The 18,469-nt window shown below is 70.3% G+C and carries 17 protein-coding genes; 12 read left to right on the top strand and 5 right to left on the bottom strand.

Annotation, left to right across the window (positions count from 1 at the left end):
- Window positions 1-737: 737 nt before the first annotated feature.
- Genes Q9R20_RS03140 through Q9R20_RS03125 form a run of 4 tightly spaced genes read right to left on the bottom strand, consistent with a single transcriptional unit; the run spans window position 738 to window position 4,773 of the window.
- Window positions 738-1,460: an ABC transporter ATP-binding protein gene (locus Q9R20_RS03140; RefSeq protein ID WP_311247962.1), complete on the bottom strand. Its 723-nt coding sequence runs from the start codon at window positions 1,458-1,460 to the stop codon at window positions 738-740.
- Entirely contained in the window at window positions 1,457-2,476 is a 1,020-nt protein-coding gene (locus Q9R20_RS03135; RefSeq protein WP_311248399.1) for an ABC transporter ATP-binding protein, read from the bottom strand. Before Q9R20_RS03135 ends, Q9R20_RS03140 begins: the two co-directional genes overlap by 4 nt.
- 37 nt (window positions 2,477-2,513) lie before the next feature.
- Complete coding sequence (locus Q9R20_RS03130; RefSeq protein ID WP_311247961.1) at window positions 2,514-3,497, bottom strand: branched-chain amino acid ABC transporter permease; 984 nt, start codon at window positions 3,495-3,497, stop codon at window positions 2,514-2,516.
- A gap of 7 nt (window positions 3,498-3,504) precedes the next feature.
- Window positions 3,505-4,773, bottom strand: a complete 1,269-nt coding sequence (locus Q9R20_RS03125; protein WP_396653664.1) for an ABC transporter permease subunit — start codon at window positions 4,771-4,773, stop codon at window positions 3,505-3,507.
- Between the two features lie 410 nt (window positions 4,774-5,183).
- On the opposite strand from Q9R20_RS03125, the gene guaB reads away from it, so the two are divergent.
- Complete coding sequence (gene guaB, locus Q9R20_RS03120; protein ID WP_295837870.1) at window positions 5,184-6,686, top strand: IMP dehydrogenase; 1,503 nt, start codon at window positions 5,184-5,186, stop codon at window positions 6,684-6,686.
- A gap of 47 nt (window positions 6,687-6,733) precedes the next feature.
- Here guaB and Q9R20_RS03115 read toward each other — a convergent pair whose 3' ends face one another.
- Window positions 6,734-7,726: a sugar-binding domain-containing protein gene (locus Q9R20_RS03115; protein ID WP_311247960.1), complete on the bottom strand. Its 993-nt coding sequence runs from the start codon at window positions 7,724-7,726 to the stop codon at window positions 6,734-6,736.
- Window positions 7,727-7,916: 190 nt separating this feature from the next.
- Here Q9R20_RS03115 and Q9R20_RS03110 point away from each other — a divergent pair, with 190 nt between their 5' ends.
- The 11 genes from Q9R20_RS03110 to guaA all read left to right on the top strand — a co-directional run bounded on the left by Q9R20_RS03110 (window position 7,917) and on the right by guaA (window position 18,408).
- Window positions 7,917-8,903: a phosphotriesterase-related protein gene (locus tag Q9R20_RS03110; protein WP_311247959.1), complete on the top strand. Its 987-nt coding sequence runs from the start codon at window positions 7,917-7,919 to the stop codon at window positions 8,901-8,903.
- Complete coding sequence (locus tag Q9R20_RS03105) at window positions 8,900-9,553, top strand: orotidine 5'-phosphate decarboxylase / HUMPS family protein (protein ID WP_311247958.1); 654 nt, start codon at window positions 8,900-8,902, stop codon at window positions 9,551-9,553. Before Q9R20_RS03110 ends, Q9R20_RS03105 begins: the two co-directional genes overlap by 4 nt.
- A complete protein-coding gene (locus Q9R20_RS03100; protein ID WP_311247957.1) occupies window positions 9,550-10,500 on the top strand; it encodes an L-ribulose-5-phosphate 3-epimerase in 951 nt (316 codons plus the stop codon). Before Q9R20_RS03105 ends, Q9R20_RS03100 begins: the two co-directional genes overlap by 4 nt.
- Window positions 10,497-11,168, top strand: coding sequence for an L-ribulose-5-phosphate 4-epimerase (locus tag Q9R20_RS03095; RefSeq protein WP_311247956.1), 672 nt, complete (start codon window positions 10,497-10,499; stop codon window positions 11,166-11,168). Before Q9R20_RS03100 ends, Q9R20_RS03095 begins: the two co-directional genes overlap by 4 nt.
- Window positions 11,165-12,112 (top strand): sugar kinase, encoded by a 948-nt coding sequence (locus tag Q9R20_RS03090; protein WP_311247955.1) that lies wholly within the window; start codon window positions 11,165-11,167, stop codon window positions 12,110-12,112. The genes Q9R20_RS03095 and Q9R20_RS03090 overlap by 4 nt, the downstream gene beginning before the upstream one ends.
- Window positions 12,113-12,152: 40 nt before the next feature.
- Window positions 12,153-13,508, top strand: coding sequence for an MFS transporter (locus Q9R20_RS03085; protein ID WP_311247954.1), 1,356 nt, complete (start codon window positions 12,153-12,155; stop codon window positions 13,506-13,508).
- Window positions 13,509-13,592: 84 nt separating this feature from the next.
- Window positions 13,593-14,285: a TMEM175 family protein gene (locus tag Q9R20_RS03080; RefSeq protein WP_311247953.1), complete on the top strand. Its 693-nt coding sequence runs from the start codon at window positions 13,593-13,595 to the stop codon at window positions 14,283-14,285.
- A gap of 15 nt (window positions 14,286-14,300) precedes the next feature.
- The gene (locus tag Q9R20_RS03075) at window positions 14,301-15,416 is read left to right on the top strand and encodes a GuaB3 family IMP dehydrogenase-related protein (RefSeq protein WP_295837888.1); all 1,116 of its coding nucleotides are present in this window, start codon (window positions 14,301-14,303) and stop codon (window positions 15,414-15,416) included.
- Window positions 15,417-15,429: 13 nt separating this feature from the next.
- On the top strand, window positions 15,430-16,299 hold the full coding sequence (locus Q9R20_RS03070) for an SURF1 family cytochrome oxidase biogenesis protein (RefSeq protein WP_311247952.1): 870 nt from the start codon (window positions 15,430-15,432) through the stop codon (window positions 16,297-16,299).
- Between the two features lie 10 nt (window positions 16,300-16,309).
- Window positions 16,310-16,831: a DUF3817 domain-containing protein gene (locus tag Q9R20_RS03065; protein WP_311247951.1), complete on the top strand. Its 522-nt coding sequence runs from the start codon at window positions 16,310-16,312 to the stop codon at window positions 16,829-16,831.
- Window positions 16,828-18,408: a glutamine-hydrolyzing GMP synthase gene (gene guaA / locus Q9R20_RS03060; RefSeq protein ID WP_311247950.1), complete on the top strand. Its 1,581-nt coding sequence runs from the start codon at window positions 16,828-16,830 to the stop codon at window positions 18,406-18,408. The genes Q9R20_RS03065 and guaA overlap by 4 nt, the downstream gene beginning before the upstream one ends.
- The last annotated feature ends 61 nt before the right edge of the window (window positions 18,409-18,469 follow it).

The following is an 18,469-nucleotide window of genomic DNA, read 5'->3' as shown; positions in this document are numbered from 1 at the left end:
GCTTTCTGTGGATGGATTAGCCGCTTTGGTCGCTGTGGAGGAGGCGTCGCGACGCCCCCACCTCCGCTGAATGACAGTCGGATGCGCCGTCCGAATCTCGCTTCCGGGCCCAAGCCGTCATGGTCGAACTGCGCGCCGAGCTCCCTCTGCCATCAACGCCCCGCCTCCAAGCCGCCGCCAGCGCCCCTCGACTTCTCGTGCCCAACAAACCGCCCGCCGCTCCGCCCCCCCCGCGAGCCCCAGCCGCGCTCACCGCTCTACCTCCCCCCGGGCCCCAGCCGCACCCACCGAACCGGTCCGGGGCGTCCAGCCCCGCCCGAACCGCCCCTCACCCTCAAGCCCCGCGCCCACCGAACCGGTCCGGGGCCTCCAGCCCGAACCGCCCCTCATCCCAAGCACCGCGCCCACCAAACCGGTCCGAGTCCTCCACCCCCGCGCTCGAACTGCCCGTCATCCCAAGCACCGCGCCGACCGAACCGGTCCGAGTCCTCCAACCCCGCGCCCGAACCGCCCCTCACCCCAAGCCCCGCCCGCCGAACCCGGTCCGGTCGTTCAGCCCCGTCCGAACCGGTCCGGGGCCTCCAGCCCGAACCGCCCCTCACCCCCAAGCCCCGCACAGACCGCACCCCCTCGCCCCCCGCCGTGACCAGCGCCCCTTCCAGCCCCCCGGCCACCCCCCCACACGCAGAAGACCCGAGCCCCCACCGGGACTCGGGTCTTCTGCGCGGGGCGCCTGATCAGGTGCCGAGCGTACCGAGGTACAGGCCGATGACGGCCGGGTCGTCCATCAGTTCGCGTCCGGTGCCGGTGTAGGCGTCGCGGCCCTGGTCGAGGACGTATCCGCGGTCGCAGATCTGCAGGCAGCGTCGAGCGTTCTGCTCGACCATGATGCAGGTCACGCCGGCCTTGTTGATCTCGGAGACGCGGATGAACGCCTCGTCCTGGCGCACGGGGGAGAGGCCCGCGGACGGCTCGTCGAGCAGGAGCACCTTGGGGTCCATCATGAGCGCGCGGCCCATGGCGACCATCTGGCGCTCGCCACCCGACAGCGAGCCGGCGCGCTGCTTCAGGCGCTTGGCGAGGTCGGGGAAGATGCTCGTGACGAAGTCGACGCGCTCGTTGTAGCCCTTCGGGCGCTGGTAGAGCCCCATCTGCAGGTTCTCGGCGATCGTGAGGCTCGGGAAGACGTTGTTCGTCTGCGGGACGAAACCTACGCCCTTCGCGACGAGCTTGTTGGCTCGCAGTCCCGTGATCTCCTCGCCGTCCAGCACGACCGATCCCGAGCGCACTTTGACCTGTCCGAAGATCGCCTTGAGCATCGTCGACTTGCCGGCGCCGTTGGGGCCGATGATGCCGATGAGCTCGCCGGGGGCGGCGGTGAGGTTGGCGCCGTTGAGGATGTTGACCCCGGGCAGGTACCCGGCGTGCACATCGCGGAGCTCGACAACGTTGCCGGTCATCGACCGTCCTCCTTCTGATCCGCCGGGCGCGACGCGTCCGTCGCATCCGCCGAGCGCGGCGAGTCCGCCGAAGCCGACCCGTGCGCCGTCGACGACTCGCTCTCGATCGCGGCATCCATCTGCTGCGCGGTCTCGAGCAGTTCGGCGGCGGCGGCCGAGTCGACCGTCCCCTCGTGGCGGCCGGTGACGACGCCGAGGTCGACGTCCTGGTGGGCGCCGAGGTAGGCGTCGATCACGGCCTGATCCTTCATGACGGTGTCGGGCGGGCCTTCGGCGACGATCTTGCCCTCGGCCATCACGACGACCCAGTCGGCGATGTGGCGGACCATGTGCATGTCGTGCTCGACGAAGAGCACGGTCATGCCGAGGTCCTTGAGGTCGAGGATGTGGTCCAGCAGCGACTGCGTCAGCGCCGGGTTGACCCCGGCCATCGGCTCGTCGAGCATGACCAGCGTCGGGTCGCTCATGAGCGCCCGCGCCATCTCGAGGAGCTTGCGCTGACCGCCCGACAGGGAGGCGGCGAAGTCGGCCTCCTTGGCATCCAGCTTGAAGCGCTTGAGCAGCTCGCGCGCCTTCGCGTCGTTGGCGGCCTCCTGCTTGCGCCAGACGAAGGGGAGGATGCTCGAGAGCAGGCCCTCGCCCTTCTGCTTCGTCGCGCCGAGCTTCATGTTCTCGAGCACGGTGAGCAGACCCAGCGCCTTGGTGAGCTGGAACGTGCGCACCTGACCCATTCGGGCCGCCTTGAACGCGGGGATGCCGGCAAGGTTCTTCCCGTCGAACGACCACTGGCCGCTGTTGGGCTTGTCGAAGCCGGTGAGCAGGTTGAACAGCGTCGTCTTGCCGGCACCGTTCGGCCCGATCAGCGCCGTGATGGCGTTGCGCGGGATCTCGAGGTGGTCGACGTTCACGGCGGTGTTGCCGCCGAAGTCGCGACGCACGTTGTCGGCGACGATGATCGGGTCGACCTTCGCGACGCCGGGGCCGATCTCGCCCTTGTGCAGCCCGGTCGCCTTCACCCGCGGCGCCGAAGCGCTGGGTGCGACCGGCGTGGACTCATCGGACAAAGGTCATCTCCTTCTTGCTGCCCAGGATGCCCTGGGGGCGGAAGATCACGAGCAGCATCAGTGCGACGCCGACGATCACGAAGACGAGCATCTGCGACTGGTCGGCGGTGAGGAACGGCAGCAGTCCGATCGAGGACAGCGCCGGCAGGAGGTTCGACAGGAACGCGCGCACGACCCAGAACAGCACGGCGCCGAGCACCGGACCGAAGATCGTCGCCGCCCCGCCGAGCAGCAGCGCCGTGTAGACGAAGAACGTCTGCGACGTGACGTACACGTTCGGGTTCACGTTGGTGTCCATCGCGGTGATGATGCCGCCGGCGGCGATGATCACACCGCCGATGACGAGCGCCTGCATCTTGAAGGCGAACACGTTCTTCCCGAGCGCGCGGACGGCATCCTCGTCTTCCCGGATGCCGCGGATGACACGGCCCCACGGGCTGCGCATCAGCATCCAGACGAGCAGGACTGCCAGCGCCACGGCGACCAGGCCCAGGATGATGACGTACCAGCGGTTGGCGTTGTACGTCCACGGGCCGAAGCCGTAGTCGCCCGCGGGCAGCGGGTTGTTCTCGCCGCGCCAGCCCGACTGGAAGTTGAACAGGCCGTCCGCCGAACCGGTGACGCTGCGGAAGGTCGACGTGAGGAAGACCAGGCGCAGGATCTCGGCCGCGGCGATCGTGACGATCGCGAGGTAGTCGCCGCGCAGACGCAGCGTCGGGATGCCCATGATGAGCGCGAACACGACCGCGGCGGCGAAGCCGATCAGAGCCGCGAGGGGCCAGGCGATGCCGAACGTGAGGATCGAGATCGCGAAGCCGTACGCGCCGATGGCCATGAAGCCGGCGACGCCCATGTTGAGCAGGCCGGCGAAGCCGAAGTGCATCGACAGGCCGATCGCGGCGAGGGCGTAGCCGAAGGTCGCCGGGGCGAGGATCTGCGACGCCGTGTTGGAGAGGATCTGCAGGAAGTCCATGGTGTACCTACCCGATTCGCTCTCGACGACCGAGGATGCCCTGCGGCCGGAAGAGGAGGATGACGATGAGCACGACGAGGGCGCCCACATACTTCATGTCGGAGGGGATCCACAGCGTGGACACCTCGACGAGGAGGCCGACCACGATCGAGCCGATGAGGGCGCCGAACGCGGTACCGAGTCCGCCGAGCACGACGGCCGCGAACATGAGCAGCAGGATGCCCGAACCCATGTCCCAGCGGATGCCCGGGCGGAAGTAGGCCCACAGGACGCCGGCGAGACCGGCGAGAGCGGATGCCAGCACCCAGACGATGCGGACGACGTTGTCGACGTCGATACCGCTCGCCGCCGCCAGAGACGGGTTGTCCGACACGGCGCGCGTGGCGCGACCGAGGCGGGTGCGGGTCAGCCACCAGGCGAAGGCGCCGATCACGACGATCGAGATCGCCATGCTCGTGACGTCGGTGAGGCTGATGCGCACCGGCCCGAGCCCCGGGATGATCTCGCTCGAGGCGCCGGGCAGCTGCTGCGTGCCGCCGCCGATGAAGATCTGGAAGATGTAGCGCAGGGCCAGCGACAGACCGATCGAGACGATCATGAGCTGCACGATCCCCAGGCCCCGTCGACGCAGGGGCCGCCAGATCCCGGCATCCATCGCGAGCCCGAACAAGCCCGACAGGATGATCGCGAGCGGGATGGCGATCCAGATCGACCACCCCGTGCCGGCGCTGAGGAACAACGCGGCGATGGCACCGAACGTCACCATCTCACCGTGCGCGAAGTTCGACAGGCCCGTCGTGCCGAAGACCAGCGAGAGGCCGATCGCGGCCAGCGCGAGCATGAGACCGAAGTTGAGGCCGTTCACCGTGCGGGAGAGCAGCTGATCGACGAAGCTCGTCGTCTGCCGTTCCGCCGCGCCGAGGGTGAAGTTGCTCGACACCGTGCTGGAGCTGCCGAACTCCACCGTGCGCTCGAACTCCTGCCCGTCGGGCACCGTCACTCCCGCGGGGAGCGAGGTGCGATCGAGCTCGACCGTCCAGGCGCCGTCCTTGGTGGGGACCTTGATCGTGGCCCGACCGCGGTCGTCGGTGGTGGCCTCGCCGGAGAACGAGCCGTCCGTCGCGGTGACCTTCGCTTGCGCGACGGGCTCGCCTTCGGAGCGCACGTTGACCGTGATCGAGTAGGGAAGATCCTCATCGTTGACGGCTGCCGACGATGCCGGGGCGAACCCGAGCACCAGGGCGGCAGCGAAGAACCCTGACAACAGCGTCAAGATAGAACGTCGACGGCGAGGCACCCGTGGGGATGCTTGCCGAGTGGTCACGAAACCTCCTGGTTATTCGACGACGTGGCCCGTCGCCGCCCGGACACCGTAGTCCGGGAATATTGCCGTGGTGTTTCCACCGCGGCAGTCGATGCCAGAACGATACCCGGATGCGGGGAATTCGCGGCACACTGCGTTTTCGGTGTAGTCGATGTCGTGCGGATTGCGCGTTTCGCGGGGGCGGCGCGGGAATGCGGCCGTGCGCTCCGCCGTCGTGCCCGCCGACATTCCGCCGCGTCTTTTCGCGCCGGCGGGGAAGAAATCGCACCCCGCCGACGCTTACACTTTGAGGCGGAGCGCTCAGCGGGCGCACCGGCCGACGTCGTCTTTATCGAGCAGGCGCCGCGGGCGCAGGAGGATCCATGGAGCAGCACGACCCCTTCGGTTTCATCGGACTGACGTACGACGACGTCCTGCTCCTCCCGGGGCACACCGACGTCATCCCGAGCGAGGCCGACACCTCGTCGCGACTGACCCGCCGCATCACCGTGGCCACTCCTCTTCTCTCGAGCGCCATGGACACCGTCACCGAGGCGCGCATGGCGATCGCGATCGCGCGCCAGGGCGGCATCGGCATCGTGCACCGCAACCTCTCGATCGAAGACCAGGCGGGCATCGTCGACCAGGTCAAGCGCAGCGAGTCGGGCATGGTCTCCAACCCCATCACGACGAATCCGGATGCCACGGTCGCCGAGGTCGACGCGATGTGCGCGCAGTACCGCATCTCGGGTCTGCCCGTGGTCGACCCCGAGGGCGTGCTCGTCGGCATCATCACGAACCGTGACATGCGCTTCGTCTCGGGCTTCGAGCGTCAGACGACGCTCGTGAAAGACGTCATGACGAAGGACGGCCTCATCACCGGGCACGTCGGCATCCACGCCAACGACGTCATCGCCACCTTCGCCAAGCACCGCGTCGAGAAGCTGCCGCTCGTCGACGACGACGGCAAGCTCGCGGGCCTGATCACCATCAAGGACTTCGACAAGAGCGAGAAGTACCCGCTCGCCACCAAGGACGACCACGGCCGCCTGCGCGTCGGCGCCGCGATCGGCTTCTTCGGCGACGCCTGGCAGCGCGCCGAGGCGCTGCGCGACGCGGGCGTCGACGTGCTCGTGGTCGACACCGCCAACGGCCAGTCCGCGGGCGTCATCGACATCGTGCGTCGTCTGAAGGCCGACGAGTCGTTCGCACACATCGACGTCATCGGCGGCAACGTCGCCACCCGCGAGGGCGCGCAGGCGCTCATCGACGCGGGTGTGGATGCCGTCAAGGTCGGCGTCGGGCCGGGCTCCATCTGCACCACGCGCGTCGTCGCCGGCGTCGGCGTACCGCAGGTCACCGCGATCTACGAAGCGGCGCAGGCCGCGATTCCCGCGGGTGTGCCCGTGATCGCCGACGGCGGTCTGCAGTACTCGGGCGACATCGCCAAGGCGCTCGTCGCCGGAGCCGACACGGTGATGCTCGGTTCGCTGCTGGCCGGCACCGACGAGTCGCCGGGTGAGATCGTCTTCCAGGGCGGCAAGCAGTTCAAGCAGTACCGCGGAATGGGTTCCCTGGGCGCTCTGCAGACGCGCGGCAAGAAGACCTCGTACTCGAAGGACCGCTACTTCCAGGCCGATGTGCCCAGCGACGACAAGCTCATCCCCGAGGGCATCGAGGGGCAGGTGCCCTACCGGGGTCCCGTCGCGGCCGTGGCGTACCAGCTCATCGGCGGTCTGCGTCAGTCGATGTTCTACGTGGGCGCCCGAACGGTGGAGGAGCTCAAGAGCAAGGGCAAGTTCGTCCGCATCACCTCGGCGGGGCTCAAGGAGTCGCACCCGCACGACGTGCAGATCGTCGTCGAGGCGCCGAACTACAAGAAGTGAGTCGATCCGAGGGGGCCGGGCCGTGAGGCCCGGCCCCCTCGCCGTTCTCAGGGGCGGAAGTCCAGCAGTGCTCGCGCCGTCGGTTCGTCGGTGGCGAGCGCGTTGACGTAGCCCGTCCGCAGGATGGCGTGCAGCGCGGCGACCTTCTCGTGTCCCCAGGCCACCGCGAGGCTCACGGCGACATCGGCCAGCCGCGCCGGATCGAGTGCGATGAGGCGCTCGCACAACGACGTCGGCACGTGCCGCCCGCGTGCGTCGAAATGGTGGCCGGCCAGGTGCGCGACGGCGCCTCCCCGGCGCACCTCCGCGTCGACGGCGGGTGTCGCGTAGGCCCGGAGGATCCGTCCGGACGAGCCGTCGGCATCCACCGCCCCCACCCCGCACGCGGCGATGTCGGCGCGGGCGGCGAGCTCGAGGGTGGTCCGCACCGATTCCTCGCGCTCCATGGCGCGGGCCATCGCCGCGCTCGACACGACGATGGGTACCGGCAGCGGACGATGGGCGCCGCCGAGGCGATCGGCCAGGCGGCGGCACAGCTCGGGGCTGTCCACGAGCTGCGCGTCGGTGTCGGCGCCCGCGATCGCGCCGATCATCTGCACGACGTGGGATCCCGGCCATCGCTGCGGCGGCATCGCCGAGACCAGAGCGGAGAGCGACGACCCGTTCGAGAGGGCGACGACCGCGCGCTCGCCGCCGCGGCGGGCGATCAGCCGCGCGGCGACCCCGCCGACGGCCGCGGCTGAGCCGCCCCCGCGGTCGAGCGCGACAGCGGCCTCCGTCAGCCCGAAGCGCGAGCGCAGCCGGGTCTCGCACGCCAAGGCCGCCTCCACCGGGTGCGAGACCTGCACGGTGACGATCCCGCGGGCACGGGCCTGGGCGAGCAGACGCGACACGGTGGGCCGCGAGTAGCCGACCACCTCCGCCACCTCCTTCTGATCGAGCCCGTCGATCCAGTACAGGCGGGCGATACGCAGAAGGAGTCGCAGGTGATCCCGATCGTCGTCGCGGGTGAACACGTGTGCGGATTCTCTGCGGCTCATGGCGGTGACCTCCCTCGCGAAACCCCGGTGCACGCCGATTCTCGGCCGCCGAGGAGGCCGTCGGTGGTTCGGGCCTGAGCATATGTTTACATGCGTCCACCGCGCCGGCGACAGGTCTTCCTAACGTCGGCGATACCGGCCCCGCGGAGCGTGCCGAGTCCGACGCTCCGCTCGACTCAAGGAGCATCACGTGACCTTCGCGCGCACCATCCTCGGCGACGTCGCCCCCTCGACCCTGGGCGTCGTCAACAGCCACGACCACCTCATCCGCACCGGCGCCGGCGAGGTGTACCTCGACGCCGACCATCTGCTCGACGACGTCGACAAGGCGGTCGAGGAGGCCGGATACTTCGTCGAGGCGAGCAGGAGGTGGGCCGACGGCGGGACCGTCGTCGACATGTGCCCCGCCAACTGCGGGCGCGACGTCGACAAGCTCGTCGAGGTCAACCGGCGGGTGCCGGGCCTGCAGGTGATCGCCGCCACCGGCTTCCACCGCGAGAAGATGTACCTCGAGACCCGCTCGCACTGGGTCAACCGTTACTCGGTCGACACGATCGCCGAACTGCTGATCGCCGACATCACCGAGGGGATCGACCGGCACGACTACTCCGGGCCGATCGTCGAGCGCACCACGGTGCGCGCCGGCGTGATCAAGGTGGCCTCCGAGTACGGACGCATCACGCCCTTCGAGAACAAGTGCATGGAGGCGGCCTCGATCGCCTCGCTCGAGACGGGCTGCCCGATCAACACGCACACCACGTACGGCACGTGCGGCTTGGAGCAGGTCGAACTGCTCACGGGCTACGGCGTCCCGGCCGACCACATCGCGGTCGGGCACATCCAGCGCAACGCCGACGTGTACTACCTGCAGCAGATCCTCGACCTCGGCGCCTATCTGGAGCTCGATGGCACGTACCGCATCAAGTACCAGCCCGACTCCAATCGCATCATGGAGTTCCGCGAACTGATCGCGCGCGGATACGGCGACCGGCTGCTGCTCGGCACCGATTCGGGCAAGCGCGGGTACCAGAAGGCGTATGGGGCGGTCACCGGGATGGACTTCAACGCCGGGGTCGACGGTCCGCGCATGCTCGCCGAGGGCTTCGATCGCGCCGACGTGGACCGGCTGCTCTCCGGCAACGGCCAGGCCTTCTTCGCGTTCCGGGACCAGGCGTGAGCACCCCGCGCCTGCAGCTCGCGCTCGACTGCGCCGATCTGCCCGCGGCCCTGGCGCCGCTGGCGCGGTGCGCGGCCGACTTTGACGTCATCGAGGTCGGCACCGTCCTGCTCTTCGCCGAGGGCCTGCACGCGATCCGCGCGATCCGCGCGATCGCCCCCGATCACACGATCCTCGCCGATGCCCGGATCGCGGAGGCCGGATCGGTGCTCGCGCCGCCGTTCTTCTCTGCGGGTGCCGACTGGGTGAGCTGCGTGGCCGGCGCTTCGCTCACGACGATCGAGCAGACGGTCGCCGCCGCGCACCGACACGGCGGTGCCGTGCAGGTCGAACTGGGCGAGACGTACGATCCCGACCGCGCCCGCGCGTGGCGCGACCTCGGCGTCGAGCACGTCATCGTCAAGCGCTCGCGCGACCGGGAGGCCGCGGGAGAGCTCTCCTGGGGCGCCCAGGACGTCGACCGCATCGCAGCGCTCGACGCCCTCGGGTTCACCGTGACGGTGACCGGGGGCATCGGGCCGCGCGACCTGCCCGCACTCGCCGGGGCGCCGGTCGGTGTCGTCATCGCGGGCCGGTCGATCGTGGCGGCGGCCGACCCCGCGTCCGCGGCCGCGTCCCTGCGCACGGCGATGCGGGAGGTGTGGTCGTGACGCCCGCGTCGGGCGTCGCGCTCGGCGTCTACGAGAAGGCACTGCCCCCGATCAGCGACTGGGATGCCTTCTTCGCCGACGTCGCACGGACCGGTTTCACCTTCACCGACCTGTCGATCGACGAGAGCGACGAGCGGTCGCGGCGACTCACCTGGAGCGCGTTGCACCGCGAGGGCGTGCGCACCTCGGCCGCGCGGGCCGGCGTCGGCATCGGCGGGCTCTGCCTGAGCCTGCACCGGCGCGTGATGCCCGGATCGGTGGATGCCGGCATCCGGGCGCGCGCGGCCGAGGTCTTCCGGCGCGGCATCGACCTGGCCGCCGACCTGGGGGCGGCCGTCGTGCAGGTCGCGGGCTACTACGCCCATTACGAACCCGCCGACCCGGGCGCCCGTCGGCGCTACCTCGACACTCTGGCCGCGGCCGTACCCCATGCCGCCCGCGCCGGCGTCGTGCTGGGGATCGAGAACGTCGACGGGCACGACGTGCGCACGATCGGCGACGCCGTCCAGATCGTCGATGAGATCGGCAGTCCCTGGCTACAGGTCTACCCCGACATCGGCAACGTCGCCGAGCACGGCGGCGACGTGACCGCCGAGCTCGCGTCCGCCCGGGGGCGGATCCTGGCCCTGCACGTCAAGGACGCCCGGCCCGGTGAGCCCCGGCGCGTGCCGTTCGGCGCCGGCGACGCCGACTTCGACGCCGCGTTCGCCGAGCTCGCCCGTCAGCGCTGGGCGGGGCGCGTGCTGATCGAGATGTGGAACGACCCGGCCGATGCCCGGGAGCTATGCGTGGCCGCGCGTGCCTTCGTCACGGAGCGGCTGGCCCGCGCGGGCATCGCCGTCGTCGGCGACGGCCCCGGCGCACGGATCGCGATCGATACGACGGCATCCGTCGACCAGAGCCGCTCGGGCGATGCCGCCCGCCGAGAGAAGGAGAAGACCCCATGACCCTGCGTCAGCTGCGCGAGGAGGTGCTCGAGGGCAACCTCGCCCTCGCCCGCGCCGGACTCGTGGCCTGGACCGGCGGGAACCTGTCGGCCATCACCCCCGACCGGGATGCGATCGTCATCAAGCCGTCCGGAGTGCGCTACGAGCACATGGGCGTCGACGACCTCGTCGTGGTGGCCCTGGACGGCACGGTCGTCGAGGGCCACCACGGCCCGTCGTCCGACACGGCCTCGCACCTCGCCGTCTACGCCCGGCGACCCGACGTCGGCTCCGTCGTCCACACGCACTCGCGGTACGCCACCGCGTTCGCGGCGGCGGGACGCGCCATCCCCTGCGTCCTCACCGCGGTGGCCGACGAGTTCGGCGGCGACGTCCCGTGCGGCGGCTACGCGTCGATCGGCGGGGAGGAGATCGGCCGCGAGATCGTGGCATCCATTGGCTCTTCCCCCGCCATCCTCATGAAGCACCACGGTGTCTTCACCCTCGGGGCCACGATCGAAGCCGCCCTGAAGGCGGCGGTGATGGTCGAAGACGTCGCCGCCACCGTGCACGCCGCGCTCGTCCTCGGGCCGCTCGAGCGGCTGCCCGACGACGAGATCGCCGCGAACCACGACCGCTACCGGCACCGTTACGGCACGGCGGCCGCGTCGACGGGGGTGCGCTCGTGAGGTTCCATCTGACGACCATCGGGGAGGGCCAGATCCGGCTGACCGTGCCCGCGGGGGAGCGGCTCTCCAGCACCCGCGAGCTGCGTCTGTCGCCGGCCGGGTCCGAGGCCAACGTCGCGGGTGTGCTCGCCCAGTTCGGGCGCGCGGCGTCGTGGTGCACCGTCATGCCGCGGGGCGACCTCACCGAGCGCTGTCTCGCCGAATACCGCTCGGTCGGTGTCGACCTCTCGGCGGTGGTGCGCACCGACGACGGCCGCGTCGCGCTGTACTTCCTCGAACCGGGGGAGTCGCCGATGCCCTCGCGCGTGACCTACGACCGCCTCGGGACGCCGTTCCGTGAGATCGACCCCTCGGCCGTCGACTGGGACCTGCTCCTCGACACGCGGACGGTGTTCGTGACGGGCATCACCGCAGCGCTCACCGACCGCACGGCGGCCGTCGTCGAAGAGTTCACGGTCCGCGCGGAACGCGCCGGCGTGCGGATCGTGCTCGACGTCAACTATCGATCCCTGCTGTGGGATGCCGAAAGCGCCCGCCGCGTGCTGTCGCCGATCGCCGCGCGCGCCGACTTGCTGCTGTGCTCGCGCCGCGACGCGGCCACGGTGTTCGGCATCGCGCGCGACGGCGCGGGCTGCGTCGAGGAACTGCGCGACCGCTTCGGGGCGCGCCACGTCGTCTCCACCGATCAGACCGACGACGTCTACGTCGCCGACGAGAGCGGAGTGGCGCGGTTCCCGGTGTCGGTCGTGCCGATCGTCGATCGGCCCGGCGCCGGCGACTCCTTCGTCGCCGGTGTGATCGACGGATATCTCGCCGACGACGTGCGGGCGGGAGTGGAACGCGGCATGCGCGTCGCGACCTACGCCCTCACGCACCACGGCGACCTGACCCACATCGGTCGCCCCGACCTCGCCCAGGCGACGACGACCGACATCATCCGCTGAACCGCGCCCCGGCGCACCACCCTCCATCGAAAGGTCGACCATGGACGACGACGTCCGCACCAGCACACCCACCGCGACGGCGCAGATCGACGCGCGCCCGCTCTCGCGGCACCAACGCAACCTCATCGCCCTCGTCATCGCGGGCAACATCTCGGAGTTCTTCGATCTCTTCCTGATCGGCTTCGTGGTGTCGCTGCTGACGAAGCCCTGGAACCTGACGGGCTTCGAAGCGGGCGTCATCCTCGCCGGCTCCGGACTCGGCACCGTGCTGGGGGCGATCGTCTGGGGTCGGCTCGCCGACCGGATCGGGCGACGACGGGCCTTCTTCTGGTGCGTGCTCACGTTCGTCGCGCTCACGCTCCTGTCGCTGTTCACGCCGGACCGCGGCTGGCTCATGCTCGCCGTCCTGCGCATCGGCGTCGGCATCGGCGTGGGCGGGCTCAACATCTCGTCGATCCCGTACGTGCAGGAGTTCGTGCCCGCGCGTCAGCGGGGTCTCATGGCGGGGTTGGCGTCGGTGTTCATCCCCGTCGGGCTCTTCCTCGGCGCGCAGGCGCAGCAATGGTTGGGCGAGCCGCTCGGATGGCGCGGGCTCATCGCCCTCGGCGTCATCCCCGTGTTCCTGCTCGTGTGGCTGCGCTTCGTGCCGGAGTCGCCGCGGTTCCTGCAATCGGTCGGTCGCGACGACGACGCGCGCGCCTCGTACGCCTGGGCGATGCAGATCCCCGTCGCGCAGGTCGGTCCGCTCGTCCCGCTCGAGAGCACCGAGCGGGCGACCTACGCCGAGCTGTTCCGCGGCCACCTGCGTCCGCTCGTGATCGTGACGCTCGGCTCGTTCTGCTTCATCCTCGGCACCTTCACGGTCCAGTCCTGGGGCCAGACGCTGCTCGCGGAGGGTTTCGGGTTCACCGTCGCCACGGTCGGCCTGCTGTTCACGTTCGTCTCCCTCGCCGACGTCGTCGGGCGGCTCGGCGCCGCGTGGCTCGCCGACGTGATCGGTCGCCGGGCGGTGATGTTCTCCTTCGGCCTGCTCGGGGCGGCGGGCGCGGTCGTCGCGGCGCTCGCGCCGAACGGATGGGTGTTCTTCATCGGCATCCTGATCACGATGATGTTCGGCGACGGCGCCTTCGGCATCCTCAACGCCTTCGGTGCGGAGCAGTTCTCCACCCGCGTGCGCGCGACCGGTCTGGGACTCGGTTACGGAATCGGCGCGACGGCGAAGATCGTCGGGCCGGCGCTGATGGGCGGCCTCATCGGCGGCAGCATGATCAAACAGAACGTCACGCTCCAGGCGGTGCCGGTGGCCTTCTTCCTCTTCGCCGGCCTGCTCGCCGTCGGAGGCATCGTGTACCTCTTCGCCCGCGAGACCAAAGCGGTCCCGCTCGAAGAGATCTGACGCTCCGGTGCCGACGGGGAGCTGGTGGGGCGCCCCGTCGGCACCGGTCTGTCGGCCGATCGGCCGCATCGCTACGCTGTGCGCATGATCCGGCGGCGCAGTCACCCCGAGGCGTCGCTGTCCGCACGACGGACCGAGGCCTTCACCGATGGGGTGTTCGCGATTGCCGCGACCCTGCTCGTGCTCGGACTCACGGACCAATCGCTCGGCTCTCCCCGGACCGACGAAGACCTGGCCGTGGCGCTCCTCGGTCTCGCGCACCCGGTCTTCTCATTTGTGATCAGCTTCCTCATCCTCTGCGTGATGTGGATGACGCACGTGCGGCAGTTCGAGTGGATCGTGCGCATCGACGACGCGGGGATGTGGATCAACAGCGTTCGGCTCCTGCTCGTCGTCCTCGTGCCCTTCACCTCCTCGCTCGACACCACACACTCCGACCTCCTGCTCGGACGCGTGCTCCTGCCCGTGAACTTCTTCCTCGCGATCGTCCTGGGGTGGCTGCAGTGGGTGTGGGCGGTGCGGTCGCGGGCGATCGTCGACCTCGCACCCGACGACGCCCGCCGACTCGGGCGCGCGAGCCTGAGCGCGGTGATCCTCAGCGCGATCGCGATGGTCCTCAGCCCCCTGATCGGCTCGATCGGGTTCGCCATCTTCGTCTTCGACGGTCTGCTGACCCGGCTCCTCCGCGGAGCGGACGACCCGGTGTCGCCGCCGCCCCTGGATGCCGAGGGGCCCCGGCGAGACTCGGCCGACGGCGATGTCGAAGGGCGCGGGTAGGCTGGTCGGGTGACCATGGAGATCGATCTCGGCCGCGCCAAGCGCGCCCGCCGCGCCTACACCTTCGACGACATCGCCGTCGTGCCGTCGCGGCGCACGCGCAACCCCGAAGACGTCTCGACCGCCTGGACCATCGACGCGTTCCCCTTCGAGATCCCGGTGCTCGGCGCCCCGATGGACTCCGTGGTCAGCCCGCGCACCGCGATCGAGCTCGGCCGCCTCGGCGGTCTCGGCGTGCTAGATCTCGAGGGTCTGTGGACGCGTTACGACGACCCCGAGCCGCTCCTGGCCGAGATCGCCACGTTGCCCGAGGCCGACGCCACGCGTCGCATGCAAGAGCTGTACGCCGAGCCCATCAAGCCCGAGCTCGTGCGCGACCGTCTCGCCGAGGTGCGGGCCGCGGGCGTCACCGTCGCAGGCGCCCTCACCCCGCAGCGCACGCACGACCTCTACGAGACCGTCGTCGCCGCGGGCGTCGACCTCTTCGTCATCCGCGGCACCACGGTCTCGGCCGAGCACGTGTCGAGCGTGGCCGAGCCGCTGAACCTCAAGAAGTTCATCTACGACCTCGACGTGCCCGTCATCGTGGGCGGCGCCGCCACCTACACCGCGGCCCTGCACCTCATGCGCACGGGAGCGGCGGGCGTGCTCGTCGGCTTCGGCGGGGGAGCCGCCTCCACCACCCGCGCGACCCTGGGCCTGCACGCCCCCATGGCCACGGCCGTCGCCGACGTCGCGGGCGCGCGCCGCGACTACCTCGACGAGTCGGGCGGACGCTACGTGCACGTGATCGCCGACGGCGGGGTGGGCACCTCGGGAGACATCGTGAAGGCTCTCGCCATGGGCGCCGACGCCGTCATGCTCGGCGTCGCGCTCGCGCGCGCGACCGACGCCCCGGGCCGGGGATTCCACTGGGGTCCCGAATCGCACCACCCGAAGCTGCCGCGCGGACGCCGCGTCGCCGTCGACCGCGTCGGCCCGCTCGAGCAGGTGCTCTACGGCCCGGCGCCCGTCGCCGACGGCACCGCCAACCTCATCGGCGCGTTGAAGAAGTCGATGGCCACGACCGGGTACTCCGACCTCAAGGAGTTCCAGCGCGTCGAGGTCGTCGTGGCCCCCTACGGTCACTGACGCCGGAGACCGCATGACGTCCGCCCCCGCGACCGATCCGCTGCCGCCGCAGGTCTTCCCGCCGACGCTGCGGGAGGTCATGTTGCGGCCGCGATGGATCGCGCTGCTGGCGTTCTCGCTGCTGGTCGCCGGCGCCCTCGCCTGGCTCGGTCAGTGGCAGCTGGGCCGTGCCGTCGACACGTCGCCTCCCGAGCCCGGCATGACCGAGGTCGTGCAGCCGCTCGCCGAGGTCGTCCAGCCCGGCGACTACCTGCCCGAGCCCCTCGTGGGGCAGCGGGTCGAGGTCAGCGGCACGTGGGTGGCATCCGACTTCATCGTCGTCTCGTCGCGCTTCAACAACGACGTCGAGGGGTACTGGGTCACGGGCCAGCTCCGCGTCGCCGGCACCGACGCGCCGACCTCCATCGCCGTCGCGACCGGGTGGACGGCCTCGATCGACGCGGCCGACGCCGCCGCCGCCGACCTGCGCGCCGCCGCCGAGGCCGATCCGACGGCGGTCGTGCAGATCACCGGTCGCCTCATCTCCGACGAGGGGCCGTCGGTGCCGCCGTCGGGGGTAGACCCGCAGACGCTCACGCGCATGTCGCCGGCCATGCTGCTCGGCCGCTGGCACGACATCGAGGGCCTCGACGTGTACCGGCAGTTCGTGACCTCGCAGACGGCTATCGGGCCCCTCGAGCCCATCGCCTCGCCGGCGCCCGACGAGCGCTCACGCGTCAACTGGCTGAACATCTTCTACGCCGCCGAGTGGGCCATCTTCGCGGGCTTCGCCCTCTACCTCTGGTACCGCCTCGCGCGCGACGCGTGGGAGAAAGAGGTCGAAGATCTCGAGGACGAGCAGTCCGAGGCCCTCGCGGCGGGCGCCGCAGAATCGCGCGACTAGACTGGGATCCATGCCCCGCGCCCCCAAACTCGCCTCGTTCCCGGCGATCCGCGGAGCCCTGAAGTTCTACCAGATCTGCTCGATCATCACCGGTGTCGGCCTGCTGCTGCTGGTCGCCGAGATGATCCTGAAGTACACGCCCCTTCACGTGGAGCTGTTCCTCGGCGGATCCGGCGGCTTCCTGTGGTTCGCAGACGCCGTGCCCGGCCCCGACTGCCAGTGGTTCTCGCTGTTCCTGCCGGGCGGCAACGGATGCGACATCCTGTCCACCGGCGACGGGGTGAACGTGTCACTCGCGATCCTCGTCGCGCACGGCTGGTTCTACGTCGTGTACCTCATCTCGTGCTTCCGCGTGTGGAGCCTGATGCGGTGGCCGTTCCGTCGCTTCGTGTTCCTCGCCCTCGGTGGCGTGGTGCCGTTCCTCTCCTTCATCCTCGAAGTGCGCACCGCCCGCGGTGTTCGCGCCTACCTCGCCGAGCGCGAGGCCGCGCAGGCCTCCGCTCCCGTCTCCGCCTCGGAAGGCAACCGGTGACCGAACAGACCGAAACCTCCCAGCGTCCCGTCCTCGTCGTCGACTTCGGCGCCCAGTACGCCCAGCTGATCGCCCGCCGCGTCCGCGAGGCCGGCGTCTACAGCGAGATCGTCCCCCACACCGCCACGGCGGACGAGATCGCGGCGAAGAACCCCGTCGGCATCATCCTCTCGGGCGGCCCGTCGTCCGTGTACGAAGACGGCGCGCCGAGCCTCGACACCGGCGTCTTCGACCTCGACGTTCCCACGCTCGGCATCTGCTACGGCTTCCAGGTCATGGCGAAAGCGCTCGGCGGCGAGGTCGCCAACACGGGCCTGCGCGAGTACGGCGCGACGGATGCCACGATCGTCACCGAGGGCACCCTGCTCGAGGGGCAGCCCGTCGAGCAGAACGTGTGGATGAGCCACGGCGACCAGGTCTCCCGGGCCCCCGACGGCTTCGAGGTGCTCGCGCGCACCGCGCACACGCCCGTCGCCGCCTTCGCGAACGACGCGCGTCGCATGTACGGCGTGCAGTGGCATCCCGAGGTCAAGCACTCCGACCACGGGCAGCACGTTCTGGAGAACTTCCTCCACAAGGCCGCGGGGCTCCCCGCCGACTGGAACAGCGGCAACGTCATCGCCGAGCAGGTCGAGCGGATCCGCCAGCAGGTCGGCACCGGTCGCGTCATCTCGGCGCTGTCGGGCGGCGTCGACTCGGCCGTCTCGACCGCTCTCGTGCACGAGGCCGTCGGCGACCAGCTCATCGCCGTGTTCGTCGACCACGGTCTCCTCCGCCAGGGCGAGCGCGAGCAGGTCGAGAACGACTACGTCGCCTCCACCGGCGTGAAGCTCATCACCGTCGACGCGCGCGAGACTTTCCTGAACGCGCTCGCCGGAGTCAGCGACCCCGAGCAGAAGCGCAAGATCATCGGCCGCGAATTCATCCGCGCCTTCGAGCAGGTGCAGGCCGACCTCGTCGCCGAGGCGAAGGCCGAAGGCGAGCAGGTGCGTTTCCTCGTGCAGGGCACTCTCTACCCCGACGTCGTCGAGTCGGGTGGGGGCGCGGGCACGGCCAACATCAAATCGCACCACAACGTGGGCGGACTTCCCGAAGACCTCCAGTTCGAACTCGTCGAGCCGCTGCGCACCCTCTTCAAGGATGAGGTGCGCGCGATCGGCCGTGAGCTCGGTCTGCCCGAGGCCATCGTCGGCCGCCAGCCCTTTCCGGGGCCCGGTCTTGGCATCCGCATCGTGGGCGAGGTCACCGCTGACCGTCTCGAGATCCTGCGTGAGGCCGACGCCATCGCCCGCGCCGAGCTGACCAAGGCCGGACTCGACAACGAGATCTGGCAGTGCCCCGTTGTGCTGCTCGCCGACGTGCGCTCGGTCGGCGTCCAGGGCGACGGCCGCACCTACGGCCACCCCATCGTGCTGCGGCCCGTCTCGAGCGAAGACGCGATGACCGCCGACTGGACGCGCCTTCCCTACGACGTGCTGTCGAAGATCTCCAACCGCATCACCAACGAGGTGCGCGACGTGAACCGCGTGGTGCTCGACGTGACGTCGAAGCCGCCGGGGACGATCGAGTGGGAGTGAGCGTCGGCTGACTCCTGACCCCGCAACGGCGCCGTCGTCCGGTTCCGGGGTGTCGTCTTCG

The organism is Microbacterium sp. PRF11 (assembly GCF_031844085.1).
GTDB lineage: Bacteria > Actinomycetota > Actinomycetes > Actinomycetales > Microbacteriaceae > Microbacterium.
The sequence above is the reverse complement of the archived record's forward strand: the minus strand, read 5'-3'. Positions and strand labels throughout refer to the sequence as shown.